Raw genomic sequence first — 14693 nt, forward strand, 5'->3', positions numbered from 1 at the left:
AATAATTGAACCATCCTGATAAGCACCAAATTTTTAAAATCCAAATTCCAACAATTCGACTTCGCTCAATGCAGGCATTTCGATTGCGTTCAAAGAGTGGTGGCCGAGCCTATCTACGTGCCTTTGGCAGGCAGGCAGAGTCGAGGCCAAATTACTTTTCTCGAATTCGTTTATAAATTTTGAAGCCCATCATCAACATAATTGCGAACACGAAAATTCCAACGGTTCCATAAATCCAGTTGACAGTGTTTTTCATAATAACTAAAAAAACTACCGCAAAGAGTATGAGCGTTGGCACCTCATTAAAAAGCCGCATATAGTTTGAGGAGTGCTTTACAACATCATTTTGGAGTTGCTTAAAGATCTGATGACATTTAAATTGGTAGAAAATTAATAAGACAACAAAAACCAATTTTACCTGCATCCAAGGGAGATACATCAATGCACTGTTTATGAAAAGCAGCCAAATTCCGAAGAAAACCGCAAGAATCATCGAAGGCCATGTAATAATATTCCAAAGTCGGGAAGCCATTATTTTAAGCTGGTCTCCTAAAATTTCTTTTTCAGGAGAAGGTTTCTGAAAGGCTTCAATTTGATATACAAATAGGCGTACAATATAAAAAAGGCCAGCAAACCACGTGACAATGAAGATGAGGTGTAGGGATTTTATATACAAGTAGGAATCGTCCATAGAGGTTTTTTACAAAAAACTAATGCAAAATTAAGCTTTTCGGTTTAGACAAACTCGTTTTGAAATATATTGATTTATAGAAGTTGCATCAGAAAACACAATTCATATTTTGATAAATTTCTTCGTAATATTTCCAGAAGGCGATTCAATTCGTATAAAATATAACCCCGATTTTAAGTTTGACACATCCACTTCCTTTAAATTCTTAGTGTTTTCTGAAAGGATTGTTCTTCCGTTAATATCTGTAATGATAACCGAATTTAATTCATCTAAATCCGATTCGATAAATAGTTTGTCTGATACTGGGTTCGGAACAATGGACAAATTACTCGTTTGATGTTCTGGAGTTGACAGAATTAGGGTATTTCTGAAGTAATAGATAAATCCTGGAAAATATTCATATTGAAAATAATCTATGCCATCATTTCCTTCGTAAACCAAACTCCTTAACGGCAGTCCCCATTCCAACTCATTAAGTACATAATTTGGAGAGCCCGTTGTGCAGTTGCTTTCATCATTATTGTAATTTCGGGATTGGAGTATAAACTCATCGCCCGATTCTCCTTCACTAAAAATTAAATTGCCACTTATAATAGAACAATCTTCAACACCGGTATAGCTTAAATTTGAGTCTATTGAGAGCTGTGGCGGGTTGGGACCTGTATAAAAAGTGGGATTACCAACATCTGCTTCCGACTTATATAAATACCAATTTTGAAATAGTAACGGGTTTGGTGTTTCGTTTGGTGCAGTGCTATAATAGGCTGTATTAAAATCTGCATCAGTGAGGGTTAAATATTTAATTCCGTTAACTTCATTATAAATGTAGGTGAGCGTTTTAGAATTAATATTGTTAGTTTTCAACACCTCATAAAAATAGAGGTTTTCATAATAACAATTTGTTTCCACGCAATCGTGTAGTGTAATGCCGTAGGAGTGAAGCGTAACTGTATTTCCATCAAAATTAGCACCTGCATTCAAGGTGTTAAAAATACCATCGGCTTCTATAACGTAGCTTCCAGGAAGTTCATAAAAAGCCACATTTGGGTTTTCTCCATTAGGCGTATAATATGTATCTCCTACATGTAAATATTTTAAATTGAAAACTTCATTAAGCATATCTGCAGGCTGTGACAGTACGATATTTGTTAAAAAAAAGGAAAATAAAAGAAGTAGTAATTTTTTCATAACCAATAATTTAGAACATAAATATATTGAAAAAATTGATTGGTATTTGCGATTATTCACTCTTTTTTTGTGAATTAATTGAATAAGAAATAAACTCTAGTGCTAGTTTATTATTAAAGGTTATTCTTTCAGGGTTTTTCTAATTTCTCTATTTAAAAAATAACCTGTAACTATGGTTGAAAGTACATCAGCCACGGGAAAGGAAATCCACACACCGAGTTCGCCAAAATAATGTGGCAATATAAATATTAAAGGAATAAAGAAGAATCCTTGTCGCGTTAAGGTGAGTAGCAGTGCTGGAACGGCTTTTCCAATGGCTTGAAAATAGGCAGAACCTATCAATTGGATTGCAATAATTGGCGTTGCCGCAAATACCCATCGCATATAATGTGGTGTTTTGGATAAAATTTCACCGTCGTTGGTAAATACCGACACAATAGTTTCTGGGAAGGTCATTATTAAAATAAAGATGAGAAGTCCCAATCCAGCTGCGTAGAGAATTGCTTTGTTTATACTCTCTCGGACTCTTTCAAATTGTTGTCCGCCATAATTATATCCAGCTATAGGTAGGAAACCTTGCGTAACTCCTAACACTGGAAAGAGTGCAAACATGAGCATTCGCGCGATAATTCCGTAAGAAGCTATTGATGCTTCGCCACCAATATCAAACAGAATATTGTTCATTAAAAGATACGTAACACTCACAACCGCTTGTCTTGCCAGGGTTACAAATCCGAGTGCCGACATTTCCTTGAGAACTGATAAGTTAAGTCCGAAATGAGGTAAACTAATTTTAAGTTCCGATTTACTACTCACGAAAAAATACAGTATATAAAGGAAGCTCAAGCCGTATGAAATAGTAGTAGCCCAGGCTGCTCCTGCCATTCCCATATCCATTTTATAGATGAAAATATAATCTAAAATCAAATTTCCGAAGGAAGGAATGATCATCGCAATCATGGCAAATTTCGGTTTGCCCTCTGCGCGAATCACCGTATTTCCCATCATGCTCAACGCTAATAATGGCACTCCGTAGAGCACAATGCGATAGTAAATTTTTGCAGGTTCAAAGATGTCGCCTTTTCCTCCAAATGCTGGGATAAGCTCATTAATAAACAAAAGCCCAAAGAATACCATAGCACTCGTGAGCAAAACTGTTAAACTAATTTGGTTACCGAAAGTTTTTAATGCTCTTTCCTTGTTTCCAGATCCTAAGGCACGGGAAATGATGGAGGATCCACCTATGCCAATAGCCATTCCCAAAGCTGCAATGAAGAATGAAATGGGAAGCACTACATTTATTGCAGCTATGGCAATTGAGCCTATCCAATTTCCAACAAAAATGGTGTCCACTAAAATGTTCAAGGACATCACTAAAATTCCGATAGATGCTGGGACAGCTTGCTTGATCAATAAACTCCCAATGGGTTCGGTTCCAAGAGCCGTTGACTTATTACTCATTGCTAATATTTATCTTTTCAATTTTATCCGTCAATAAAAATATTGGCTCCCTTTAGGTATAGGCAAAGTCAATTGGCATCTTATAAAAACTGCAATAGACAAATTTAATATTCGCCTAGCATATCACATAATTCTGTATAGCCAAATAGCATGCGCGCTTGAAGTTTGGTTCTTGAGTCACAACTTACTTCCGAGTAGGATATTAAAATTATATCTGCGAAAATAGTTTAATCAAATTATCCTAATGTCTAGCTCGAAAAAAAACAAGTCTTTTGTTTGGTCGTGGTATGGTTTTAAAACTTCATTGGGCAAGACTAATTCAGAATAAGCAATAATTACGCAATTGCAGTTTTAGTATCTACAATACGCCAATTATCAATCCAACCGGTTAAAACTTCAGCCCAATCATCGCGTACGTTCAGACAAGGGATTACAGTAAATTCTTCCCCGCCAGCTTCAAGGAAAATTTCTTTGCCCTCCATGGCTATTTCTTCTAAAGTCTCTAAACAATCGCTAACAAAGGCAGGTGTAACGACAGCGAGTTTTTTAACGCCTTCTAGTCCCATTCTTTCAATAGTCCTGTCTGTTGGGGGTTTTAACCAAGGATCAAACCCTAAACGAGATTGAAAACTATTGGTATAAGTTCCGGGTTTAAGATTGAGTTTTTCGGCGACTAATTCGGTAGTTTTAAGGCACTGATGTCTATAGCAAAATTCGTGAGCTGGTGAAGGGGTAACACAGCAACTGCGGTCTATTTTACAATGACTTTTTGTAATATCCCTTTTATAAATATGTCGTTCCGGTACACCGTGATAGCTAAAAATGAGATGTTCGTAATCTACATTTTCCAGCCCTTCTGCAATACTTTTTGAAAGCACCTCAATATATTCGGGCTTTTTATAGAATGCTGGCAGCGATGTGATTTTCATCTTCGGGAAAAACTCTTTTTGGAGTTCTTCAACTTTTACATCAATGGTTTCTGTAGTTGCCATTGCAAATTGTGGATAAAGTGGAATTGTTAAAACTTCATCGATACCCTGATCTGCCAATTCCTGAAGACCTTTCTTCAAAGTCAAGCTACCATAACGCATCGCTAAAGCAACAGGAATCGTGGTTTTATTCTGAATTTTTCCCTGAAGTTGTTCCGAAAGAACAATTAAAGGCGAACCTTCAGGCCACCAAATTTTTTGATAGGCTTCGGCTGATTTTTTTGGTCGTGTATTGAGGATGATACCTCTTACAATGAATGCTCGAAGCCAAAAAGGAACATCAATCACTCTTGGATCCATCAAAAATTCATCAAGGTATTTTTTTACGTCTTTCGGGTCGGTGCTATCGGGCGAACCGAGATTTACTAGGAGAACTCCTTTCATAGGGGCATTTTTTTAGTGTTGGCAAAATTACAGTTTTAAAAGGGATTGCTCAAGGGGTAAAATTTTAAAAACTTTGGAGGTTTTATACATGACAGAATTAAGAGTAACCGTGTCGAAATTATTAAGTTTTATCGACACAAAGATTGTGATCTATAGAAAATTCATTTCAAGGTAATTTGCTTTTTCTTCGATGGATCATACCGTTTTTTCAATAGTTCTTCAGCCCTATCTACCGCCAGGCAGGCAACATTTCCAAAAGAACCATCGTTTTTGTGTAAAAGATAGGCGTTGACAAAATTGTAATATGAAGACTTTGCTTTTGGATGGTTTTTGGCTTTCACTAAAATATTAAATGCCCAATCTCTAAATTCCTTCGCCATTAAATCGTCCAGGTAATTTTTTAAAACGTCATCAGTAACCTTAATTTCCTTATCTATTTTATTTCTGAATTCATTTTGGTGTTTTCGGGAATTGTGTTGTACTCCCAAGTTTCGCAATTCGCCTTTTTTATAAGCGTCATAATCTTCTTGTGAACGGTAAGGGCTTGCCATCAAGGAACCTCCCTTTTCATCTGGCGGATAAAACCAGAGCCCTTTTCTCAGTCGTTTTTTGGTTTTTCTAGGAAGTCGGAATTTTTTCATTTTTTACTTTATATATTTTTTCCTCGTCTTAAACTTGATTTGCTTGATTACTTGATTTTGATAAGGTGCATAGGATTAATCAAGCAATCCTATAATCCTATAAATCATGGTTTAGACATTTTCTCTCGTCTTAACCTTGATTTACTTGATTGTCTTGATGACTTGATTTTCATAAGGTGCACAATTTTAATCAAGCAATCCTTTAATCCTAATAATCATGGTTTAGACATTTTTCCCCGTCTTAACCTTGATTTACTTGATGACTTGATTTTGATAAGGTGCACAGTTTTAATCAAGCAATCCTTTAATCCTAATTATCATGGTTTAGACATTTTCCCTCGTCTTAACCTTGATTTTCCTGATTATCTTGATGACATGATTTTAATAATATGCACAATTTTAATCAAGCAATCCTTTAATCCTAATAATCATGGTTAAGACATTTTGTTAAGCATTCAAACTCATTAAAAACTTTTTTGGCGTAGTGCCAAACTTCTTTTTAAAGGCCGAAATAAAATGGCTAGATGCGCTGTATCCAACCTTCAGTCCAACTTCATTCACGTTGTGGATGCCTGTGGCCAATAACTGTCGGGCAACTTCCATTTTATAATCGAACAAGAAACTAAAAACCGAATCGCCATAAATTTGTTTAAAGCCTTCTTTGAGTCGATTAATTGGTAAGTTTATTTCGTCGGCCAGTTCTTGTAAAGTTGGAGGTTCAGCCATTCGGGAAACGATAATCTGTTTTGCTTTTTTGATTTTTGAAACATTATCTTCATCTGCCAAAAACGGGCATTGCTCAATATCTGCATCGGCAGGTCTGTTAAAATAAAGACTGAGAAGCTCATAAACCTTTCCTTTAAAATACAAAGGTTTTATGATAGGGTGCAGGCTGTAATTCATTAATTGATTTAATACAATAGCCATCGAAGGTGTTATCTGTGCGTCTTTGTAATACTTCCGGTCTTTATTTTCTTCGCTTAAAAATGTTATGTAGCTTGCTTCGGTAGAAAACAAACTGTGGAATTTATTAATGGGAAGCAATATGGACAGCACCCATGAATTTTTTTGAAGCGAAAGATTTAGTGGAAGGTCCCGTTGCGGATTATAGAGCAATAACGAATTGTCTTCCTTTAACGGAAGCACATAATTTCCTTCGTTAAAACTAAATATTGCGGAACCCTTTATGCAGAAATGAAATTGAATGAAATTAGAGCTCACCTCTCGTTTAAAAGTTTGATTATCATTGGTTTCATTATTAAATTTTAATATGTAGAAACCTGGCTCAATGACAGTTTCTCCGTAAACTCCAACTTCATTTGAAGAGGGGCTTTGAGCGACATTTTTTTGAAACTTCATGGTGTTTTATATGCTTTTTTATTTAGAACTGTTCTAAATAAATTATTCGTAGTTTTGTACCTAGACCGCTAATTTAGGGCATTAAAGTATGACGAATGTCATTTTTGACTGATTTTTAACACAGAGCGACACAAAAGATACCGCTAGCGTTACTTTTTGAAAAACAATGCCCCTACTTTTGTCTTTCTCTTTTTGATATGAAAAATAATTCTCACTCGTATTTACAGACTTCTCCCAAAGGCACCTTTTATGCTATTGGATTGAACTATAAAAAAGCGGATGCCGAAGTACGCGGACATTTCAGTATAGATGATTTTGCAAGGGAGCAAATTATGAAAGATGCCAAGGCTATCGGTATTCAATCTCTCAGTATCATTTCTACTTGTAACCGTACCGAATTATACGGCGTTGCCGAGCATCCATTCCAACTTATCAAGTTATTGTGTGAACACACTAACGGATCTATTGATGAATTTGAGAAAGTTGCTTATGTGCACAAAAATCGTGCAGCTATCTCGCATTTGTTTAAAGTAGGAACAGGTCTTGATAGTCAGATTTTGGGCGATTTTGAAATTATAAGCCAACTTCGAAACAGTTTTCGTTCTTCAAAAAAACACGGATTAATGAATCCGTTTATGGAGCGTTTAGCCAATGCGGTAATTCAAGCTAGTAAGCGAATTAAAAATGAAACCGAGATTTCTTCAGGTGCTACATCGGTTAGTTTTGCGGCTGTGCGATATATTATGTCACATTTAGAGCAGGATTTAGATAAAAACATCTTGCTTTTCGGAACAGGTAAAATTGGAAGAAACACCTGCGAAAACCTGATTAAACACACCAAAAACAAAAATATTACCCTTATTAACCGAACTAAGGACAAGGCTGAAAAAGTTGCAGGTAAATTCGATCTTATTGTTAAGGATTATGCCGATATACAAAGTGAAATTGCTCAAACCGATGTCCTAGTTGTTGCAACAGGAGCGCAGCAACCAACAATTTCGAAGGAACTTTTGTACTTAAAAAAGCCCTTACTAATTCTAGATCTTTCAATTCCGAAAAACGTTTCACAAGATGTTTTGGAAAATGAAATGGTAACGTTAATACATCTAGACGAATTATCTGCATTAACAGATCAAACTTTGGAACAACGCGCTAAAGAACTGCCTTTGGCTCAAGGAATTATTTTTGAGATTGAAACCGAATTTAACCAATGGGCAGAAAACCGAAAGTTTGCGCCAGTTATAAAAGCGTTGAAAATAAAACTTGCAGAAATTAAAGCAGGTGAAATTGATTATCAACGCAAAAAAATTGACGGTTTCCACGAAGAACAAGCAGAGATAATCAGCAACCGTCTTATCCAAAAAATCACGACCCACTTTGCCAACCACCTTAAAGGCGAGGAAGGCTCCGAAGAAAGTATTGAGCTTATAAAACGGGTCTTTCAACTTGAAACAGTCTAACATTGAAAAAAACAATACGAATTGGAACCCGCGATAGTGAACTTGCACTTTGGCAGGCTAACACCGTAAAGACCAAACTTGAAGCATTGGGTTACTCAACCCAATTAGTCCCAGTAAAGTCCCAAGGCGATTTAGTCCTTGATAAACCCCTTTACGAAATGGGCATTACAGGTATTTTCACGAAAACTTTGGACATAGCAATGATTAACGGGATGGTAGATATTGCAGTGCATAGCATGAAAGATGTACCAACACTCTTACCAAAAGGAATAGTTCAGACCGCCGTTTTAGAGCGTGCAACTTCTGAAGATATTTTAGTAACCGAAACGGATGTAGATTTTGAAAAAGTATGCACCGTAGCCACAGGCAGTCTACGCAGGCAAGCGCAATGGTTGCACAGGTATCCAAATCATAAGCTTGTAGATTTACGCGGCAATGTAAATACGCGACTTCAAAAGCTAAAAGACAATAAATGGGAAGGCGCAATTTTCGCTAAAGCTGGTTTAGAAAGAATTAACGTTTTGCCTGAAAAATTTATTTCATTAGACTGGATGATTCCCGCGCCAGCACAAGGCGCAATGGTTATTGTGGCTATGGAGAACGATCCGTTTTCAGTTGAAGCCACTTCAAAATTAAATCATACAGCTTCTCAAATCTGCACGCATATAGAACGAGAGTTTTTAAACACTTTGGAAGGTGGTTGCACCGCGCCAATTGGAGCTTTTGCCAAAATTTTAGAAGATAAAATCTTGTTTAAAGGATGTCTGTTTTCTTTGGATGGCAAAGAAATGCTCGAAATAGAAAAAGATATCGAAATAAGTGAGTATATAGGTTTTGGGAAAGAATGTGCGTTATCTATTTTGAAAAATGGTGGAAAGGAATTAATGGTGAAGATTAAAAAGCATACAGGAAAATAATAGGTAAATAGTGTTTTATGAAAAGCGTTCTCTCCACCAAAAAACTAAGTCCCTCACAGAGGGATTTGTTAATACATGCGGGGGTTTCTTTAGTAGAATACAACGCTATTCACATTGAATTTGTTCCTTTCGATTCTCCTCAAACTATTGAAAATGCTATTTTTACAAGTCAAAATGGAGTTAAATCATTTTTCGATGATGTCCGTTCGAGCACAGTCGAGAACTGTTTCTGCGTAGGAGAAAAGACAAAAGCGCTTTTAGAAGAAAATGGTCAAAAAGTGATTAAAATGACCGAATATGCTTCAGAACTATCGGAATATCTTGTAAAAAACCACAAAAAGGATTCATTCCATTTTTTCTGCGGAAATATTCGAAGCGATGTAATTCCTTCAGCATTAAAAGAAAATAACATTGCTTTTAAAGAAATAGAAGTCTATAGAACAACGTTAAGTCCTAAAAAATTTGAAAGACAATTTGAGGCAATCCTGTTTTTCAGTCCAAGTGGCGTGAGAAGCTTTTATGAGGAAAACAATCTTTCTAAAATTCATTCAGTTGCCGTGTGTATAGGAACAACAACCGCTCAAGAAGCAAAAAAATATAGTGATAAAGTAGTGATTTCAAATTCCACAACGGTGGAAAGTGTGATTGCAAGAACAGTAAAAATTTTAAAATAACCAGATCCGAAAGGTTTTAAAAATTTTTGGGATCTTGAACTAAACCTATGAAAGCTATAAAAAACGATTTATTCTTAAAAGCGCTCCGTGGCGAAACTGTAGAGCGACCGCCGGTATGGATGATGCGACAGGCTGGAAGATATTTGCCAGAATTTATGGAAATCAAAGAAAAATACGATTTCTTCACCCGTTGCCAAACTCCAGAATTGGCAAGTGAAATAACCGTGCAACCAATTCGCAGATACGGCATGGACGCTGCTATTTTGTTTAGTGATATTTTGGTGATTCCACAAGCCATGAACATAGACGTAGAAATGAAGCCTAATTTTGGCCCTTGGGTTCCAGAACCTATCCGTTCTGCTAAAGACTTGGAGCGAGTAATTGTTCCAGATATCAACGATACGTTAGGTTACGTGATGGATGCCATCGATATGACAAAGGAAAAACTTAACGATGAGGTTCCTTTAATTGGTTTTGCAGGAAGTCCGTGGACAATTTTGTGTTATTGCGTTCAAGGTCAAGGTTCCAAAAACTTCGACAAAGCCAAACAGTTTTGTTTTACACAGCCTGAAGCCGCACACGAGTTACTTCAGAAAATAACAGATACTACTATTCTGTATCTCAAAGAAAAAGTAAAACACGGCGTTAATGCAGTACAAGTATTTGATAGCTGGGGAGGTATGCTTTCTCCAACGGATTATCAGGAATTCAGCTGGAAATATATTCAGCAGATAATTGATGCTTTAAAAGATGAAACTCCGGTTATAGCTTTTGGTAAAGGCTGCTGGTTTGCCTTAGACGTTATGGCAAAAAGTGGCGCGTCTGCATTAGGTGTCGATTGGACTTGTTCTCCTCGAAATGCACGTTATTTAACTGGTGGAAACATTACACTTCAAGGCAATTTTGACCCAACTAGATTGTTTAGCCCACCTTCTGAAATAAAAAAGATGGTCAAACAAATGATTGACGAATTCGGAAAAGATCGTTATATCGTAAACCTAGGTCACGGAATTTTGCCAAATATTCCATTAGAAAATGCGGGTGCTTTTATTGAAGCTGTAAAAGAATACAAAGCCGACTAAATGAAAATTCTGTCGCGAATATGGGAGCTAAAATTTTCCAAGCTCTGGCGACTTGCTTGGATAGGAGTTAAAAATCCATTTTTGGTTATGCCAACCAACCAAGCCACATTGCATACTATGCAAATTTGCGACAGAATATATGGACATACACATCATGGCGATAATAAAGCCAATGCATTTAGACACGCTTTATGGAATATTTTAATAGCCAAACGTGTGCTTAAAATTGTAAAAACAGACGAAAAAGCCTTGCAATGGTCTGATAAAATTACCACTTTGCACGAAACCCTAATGCCAAATCCCCCTTTAGAAATGGAAATGGATTTGCATAATAACATGATGGGAAGAAAACTTTATCTCGAACTGCAAGATGCTTCCGAAGAGAAGATAATTGAATTTTTAAAGGTGAAATTGGAAGAAGCAGTGCAAATTAAAACAGTCGAGGAAACTGAAAATTTAAAAGACTTCTTAGTTTTTATTGAAGAATAAAAAAGAAGAGATCTAACAATTAGGAGCCTCCTTCAAGATCTCAATGACTTTGTAAGTGTTAATACAGTCTAATGATAAATTCAAACAGTCGAAGACACTAAAAATTTAAAAAGCGTCTTGGTTTATATTGAAGAATAATTAAAGAATAAACCTAACAGTTAGGAACATCCTGCAAGGTCTCTTTTTGACCTTGTAGGTATAAAAATAAATAACTTAAAAGCCTTAAAAATCCTGCTGGCCATTGATACAAACCAAATCCAAAAAAGGTGAAAACTGGAATGACAGTCCTGAAAAACATCCTAAAAGGCATAACGGCATACACAGATGCATTCAAGCTCATTGGTGTTTTGAAGCTTTGGAAGTATTTTGCAATTCCAATGATGATTAGTTTTTTAACTGCGGTGTTAATTGGTTTTTTAGCTTGGGGCCTGAATGATGATTTGGGCATTTACATTTCAAAAATATGGTTTTGGGAATGGGGTGCGGAAACATTTAGAGTCATCAGCAATTTTATTGGCGCACTGATTATTATCGCATTAGGATTGATGCTCTATCGCCATATTATAATGGCTCTGAGCGCACCTTTTATGAGTCCCGTTTCAGAAAAAATTGAAAAGCACTTATACGGAATAGCATCAGCCCACAACCACCGAAACACATCAAACGCGTCGCAATTATGGCGTGGTGTGAGAATAAATGTGCGAAATTTAATGATGGAATTGCTATTTACGATTCCGATTCTTTTGATAGGATTTATACCTGTAATCGGGATTGTTTCTGCTGTTCTATTATTTTTAGTGCAGAGCTATTACGCAGGATTCGGGAATATGGATTACACCTTAGAACGGCATTTTAAATATTCCGAAAGCATTGAGTTTGTCCGTAAAAACCGAGGTTTGGCCATCGGTAATGGAATTGTCTTTATGCTCATGCTTTTAATTCCTGTTGTAGGAATAATTTTAGTGCTGCCACTATCGGTGACGGCGGCGAGCACAGAAACCTTAAGAGTTTTGGAGAAATCTAAAAAGCTGAACATTTCTTCCTGCAAGGTCTCCAAGACCTTGTAGGTATATTAAATAGCCCAATTATGAAATCAGAAACAAAGCAAACTCATTCCAAGACTTCCTGCAAGGTCTTATTCCAGCACTTTAATGTAACGACGGACAAGTCAGACCTTGTAGGTGTTTTATAACATCCGAATTATGAATCTAGAAAAATCTCATTATTACCACATTTCAAATAAAGATTAAAGAAAAACACATTTTGGGTGCAGACCTACAAGGAGGTTTTGCTGAAAAAGCAAAACGACACCTTGCAGGAAAAACGCTCAATTGCCAACCCGCATGCTGGACGGGGTTCCAAGATTTCCTGCAAGGTCTTCCTGCCGGACTCAACTGTAACGGCGAACAAGTCAATACCTTGTAGGTATATTAAATAGCCAAATTATGAATCTAGAAACAGAGACAACTCATTCCAAGACTGCCTGCAAGGTCTCCAAGACTTCCTGCAAGGTCTCCAAGACTTCCTGCAAGGTCTCCAAGACCTTGTAGGTATAATAACAGCTAAATTATGAATCTAGAAACAATAGAACAATCCCATTATTACCATATATACAACCGTGGCATAAATGGAACGAATATTTTTAAAACAGAAGAAAACAAACGATATTTTCTTCAACTGTTCGGTAAATATGTTGCTCCGAGAGTATCGGTTTTTGGCTATTGTTTAATGGATAATCATTTTCACTTCTTGATTAGAGTAGAATCGGAACCAGAAGAATTCACCCAAGCAATGTCTAATTTTTTTAATGCCTATGCAAAAGCATTTAATAAATTTAGTGGGCGAACCGGAAGTTTATTTGAAAAACACTTTAAGCGAAAAAAAATAGTTGACGAAAGATATCTAAGAAATCTCTTAATTTATATTCATATTAATCCCGAAGAAATTCAGGATTATACGAACTATAAGTTTTCCTCGCTTCACCATTATTTGAATGATAATCAACCAGAATATTTTAAACTTTCAAAAGAATATGTAATTGAGAATATTTTTGATTCGGTAGAAAACATGGCATTTATACATAAAGGGGGGATTAATTTTAACGCGGAGTTAGGGGGAAGGGAAGACCTACAAGGAGCCCCTGCAGAAAAAGCGGGAGAACACCTTGCAGGAAAAACCTCTGATAGGAAAACTGCAGAACATCTTGAAGAGAGAAACTCTGACTTTGAAGATCGTGTAGATAATGGGGCCCCAGAACGGCAATCCTGCCCACCGAACAGGCAGGGTGTTGTCAACGAAGGAGCCTCTGACCTGAAAGGTGTTGTCGACGAAGGAGCCTCTGACCTGCAAGGTGTTGTCGACGAAGGAGACCTCCTTGTAGGTCTAAACCCTAATATTACTATGAAACAACAATTCGTACAATACATAAAAAACCTACAAAATCAAATCACTTCCGCTTTGGAAGAAATTGATGGGAAAGCAAAGTTCCAAGAAGATATATGGGTTCGCAAAGAAGGCGGAGGCGGACAAACCCGTGTTATTGAAAACGGAAACGTTTTTGAAAAAGGCGGTGTAAATATCAGTGAGGTTCACGGAAAACTGCCTGAGAGCATGCAAGCGTATTTCGGCGTAAAAGACGCTGACTTTTTTGCCTGTGGGCTTAGCTTAGTACTTCATCCAAAAAACCCAATGGTGCCAACCGTACATGCCAACTGGCGCTATTTTGAAATGTATGATTCTGCTGGTAATATCGTGGACAGCTGGTTTGGTGGCGGACAGGATTTAACGCCGTACTATCTTTTTGAAGAAGATGCCAAGCATTTTCACCAAGTCTGTAAAACCGCTTGTGATAAACATTCTCCTAAATTTTACGACACCTACAAAAAACGTTGTGATGAATACTTTTGGAATTCACATCGAAATGAAGCTCGTGGAGTAGGAGGATTGTTTTTTGATTATTTGAAGCAAACTGAGGAGATGAAGATGCAAGATTGGTATAATTTTGTAACCGAAGTAGGAAATAGCTTTTTAGAATGTTACGTTCCTATTGTGGACAAAAGGAAAGATCTTCCTAATACTGATGCAAACAGAATTTGGCAAGAAATCCGTCGTGGTCGTTATGTAGAATTTAATCTAGTTCACGATAAAGGAACCTTGTTCGGCCTAAAAACCAATGGAAGAATTGAAAGTATTTTGATGAGCTTGCCTCCGCACGTTCAATGGAAATATGATCATCATCCGGAGCCAGGAAGCGAGGAAGAAAAATTGGTCGAAGTATTAAAAAACCCGAAAAATTGGGTCTGACCTGCAAGGTGTTGTCGACGAAGGACGCCTCCTTGTAGGTCTTTTCCAAACATCT

The 14693-nt window shown here is 36.8% G+C and carries 13 protein-coding genes; 7 read left to right on the forward strand and 6 right to left on the reverse strand.

Annotated elements, in window-relative coordinates; all coding sequences use genetic code 11:
• Positions 1 to 151 precede the first annotated feature (151 nt).
• From BLW28_RS02705 to BLW28_RS02730, 6 genes are all read right to left on the reverse strand, one after another.
• On the reverse strand, positions 152 to 691 hold the full coding sequence (locus BLW28_RS02705; protein ID WP_073215052.1) for a CopD family protein: 540 nt from the start codon (positions 689 to 691) through the stop codon (positions 152 to 154).
• A 102-nt stretch (positions 692 to 793) separates the two neighbouring features.
• Entirely contained in the window at positions 794 to 1879 is a 1086-nt protein-coding gene (locus BLW28_RS02710; protein ID WP_073215055.1) for a T9SS type A sorting domain-containing protein, read from the reverse strand.
• Between the two features lie 120 nt (positions 1880 to 1999).
• Complete coding sequence (locus tag BLW28_RS02715; RefSeq protein ID WP_073215057.1) at positions 2000 to 3340, reverse strand: MATE family efflux transporter; 1341 nt, start codon at positions 3338 to 3340, stop codon at positions 2000 to 2002.
• Positions 3341 to 3675: 335 nt separating this feature from the next.
• Positions 3676 to 4713 carry a ferrochelatase gene (gene hemH, locus BLW28_RS02720; protein ID WP_073215060.1) on the reverse strand — a complete coding sequence of 346 codons (1038 nt, stop codon included), beginning with the start codon at positions 4711 to 4713 and terminating at the stop codon, positions 3676 to 3678.
• Between the two features lie 161 nt (positions 4714 to 4874).
• Positions 4875 to 5354, reverse strand: a complete 480-nt coding sequence (locus tag BLW28_RS02725; RefSeq protein ID WP_073215064.1) for a hypothetical protein — start codon at positions 5352 to 5354, stop codon at positions 4875 to 4877.
• Between the two features lie 447 nt (positions 5355 to 5801).
• Entirely contained in the window at positions 5802 to 6713 is a 912-nt protein-coding gene (locus BLW28_RS02730; RefSeq protein WP_073215067.1) for an AraC family transcriptional regulator, read from the reverse strand.
• Between the two features lie 197 nt (positions 6714 to 6910).
• Between BLW28_RS02730 and hemA the strand changes: the two genes are divergently transcribed.
• From hemA to hemF, 7 genes are all read left to right on the forward strand, one after another.
• Positions 6911 to 8173, forward strand: a complete 1263-nt coding sequence (hemA, locus tag BLW28_RS02735; protein WP_073215070.1) for a glutamyl-tRNA reductase — start codon at positions 6911 to 6913, stop codon at positions 8171 to 8173.
• A 2-nt stretch (positions 8174 to 8175) separates the two neighbouring features.
• Entirely contained in the window at positions 8176 to 9090 is a 915-nt protein-coding gene (hemC, locus tag BLW28_RS02740; protein WP_073215073.1) for a hydroxymethylbilane synthase, read from the forward strand.
• 17 nt (positions 9091 to 9107) lie between these two features.
• Positions 9108 to 9764, forward strand: a complete 657-nt coding sequence (locus tag BLW28_RS02745; protein ID WP_073215075.1) for a uroporphyrinogen-III synthase — start codon at positions 9108 to 9110, stop codon at positions 9762 to 9764.
• Positions 9765 to 9811: 47 nt separating this feature from the next.
• Positions 9812 to 10846 (forward strand): uroporphyrinogen decarboxylase, encoded by a 1035-nt coding sequence (hemE, locus tag BLW28_RS02750; protein WP_073215077.1) that lies wholly within the window; start codon positions 9812 to 9814, stop codon positions 10844 to 10846.
• On the forward strand, positions 10847 to 11335 hold the full coding sequence (locus BLW28_RS02755) for a DUF6973 domain-containing protein (RefSeq protein WP_073215080.1): 489 nt from the start codon (positions 10847 to 10849) through the stop codon (positions 11333 to 11335). It abuts the gene before it with no gap.
• Between the two features lie 278 nt (positions 11336 to 11613).
• Positions 11614 to 12402: an EI24 domain-containing protein gene (locus BLW28_RS02760; protein ID WP_073215083.1), complete on the forward strand. Its 789-nt coding sequence runs from the start codon at positions 11614 to 11616 to the stop codon at positions 12400 to 12402.
• Between the two features lie 1333 nt (positions 12403 to 13735).
• The gene (gene hemF / locus BLW28_RS15950) at positions 13736 to 14638 is read left to right on the forward strand and encodes an oxygen-dependent coproporphyrinogen oxidase (RefSeq protein WP_073215119.1); all 903 of its coding nucleotides are present in this window, start codon (positions 13736 to 13738) and stop codon (positions 14636 to 14638) included.
• The last annotated feature ends 55 nt before the right edge of the window (positions 14639 to 14693 follow it).

The sequence above is a fragment of the Aequorivita viscosa genome (assembly GCF_900106795.1).
In the GTDB taxonomy this organism is placed as follows: Bacteria; Bacteroidota; Bacteroidia; order Flavobacteriales; family Flavobacteriaceae; genus Aequorivita; species Aequorivita viscosa.

What these genes read in the sequence shown, in the direction of transcription:
- BLW28_RS02725 (WP_073215064.1), bottom strand. Translation starts at nt 5,354, where the DNA reads ATGAAAAAATTCCGACTTCCTAGAAAAACCAAAAAACGACTGAGAAAA.
- hemA (WP_073215070.1), top strand. Translation starts at nt 6,911, where the DNA reads ATGAAAAATAATTCTCACTCGTATTTACAGACTTCTCCCAAAGGCACC.
- BLW28_RS02710 (WP_073215055.1), bottom strand. Translation starts at nt 1,879, where the DNA reads ATGAAAAAATTACTACTTCTTTTATTTTCCTTTTTTTTAACAAATATC.
- hemE (WP_073215077.1), top strand. Translation starts at nt 9,812, where the DNA reads ATGAAAGCTATAAAAAACGATTTATTCTTAAAAGCGCTCCGTGGCGAA.
- BLW28_RS02705 (WP_073215052.1), bottom strand. Translation starts at nt 691, where the DNA reads ATGGACGATTCCTACTTGTATATAAAATCCCTACACCTCATCTTCATT.
- BLW28_RS02715 (WP_073215057.1), bottom strand. Translation starts at nt 3,340, where the DNA reads ATGAGTAATAAGTCAACGGCTCTTGGAACCGAACCCATTGGGAGTTTA.
- hemH (WP_073215060.1), bottom strand. Translation starts at nt 4,713, where the DNA reads ATGAAAGGAGTTCTCCTAGTAAATCTCGGTTCGCCCGATAGCACCGAC.
- BLW28_RS02760 (WP_073215083.1), top strand. Translation starts at nt 11,614, where the DNA reads ATGACAGTCCTGAAAAACATCCTAAAAGGCATAACGGCATACACAGAT.
- hemF (WP_073215119.1), top strand. Translation starts at nt 13,736, where the DNA reads ATGAAACAACAATTCGTACAATACATAAAAAACCTACAAAATCAAATC.
- BLW28_RS02755 (WP_073215080.1), top strand. Translation starts at nt 10,847, where the DNA reads ATGAAAATTCTGTCGCGAATATGGGAGCTAAAATTTTCCAAGCTCTGG.
- BLW28_RS02730 (WP_073215067.1), bottom strand. Translation starts at nt 6,713, where the DNA reads ATGAAGTTTCAAAAAAATGTCGCTCAAAGCCCCTCTTCAAATGAAGTT.
- BLW28_RS02745 (WP_073215075.1), top strand. Translation starts at nt 9,108, where the DNA reads ATGAAAAGCGTTCTCTCCACCAAAAAACTAAGTCCCTCACAGAGGGAT.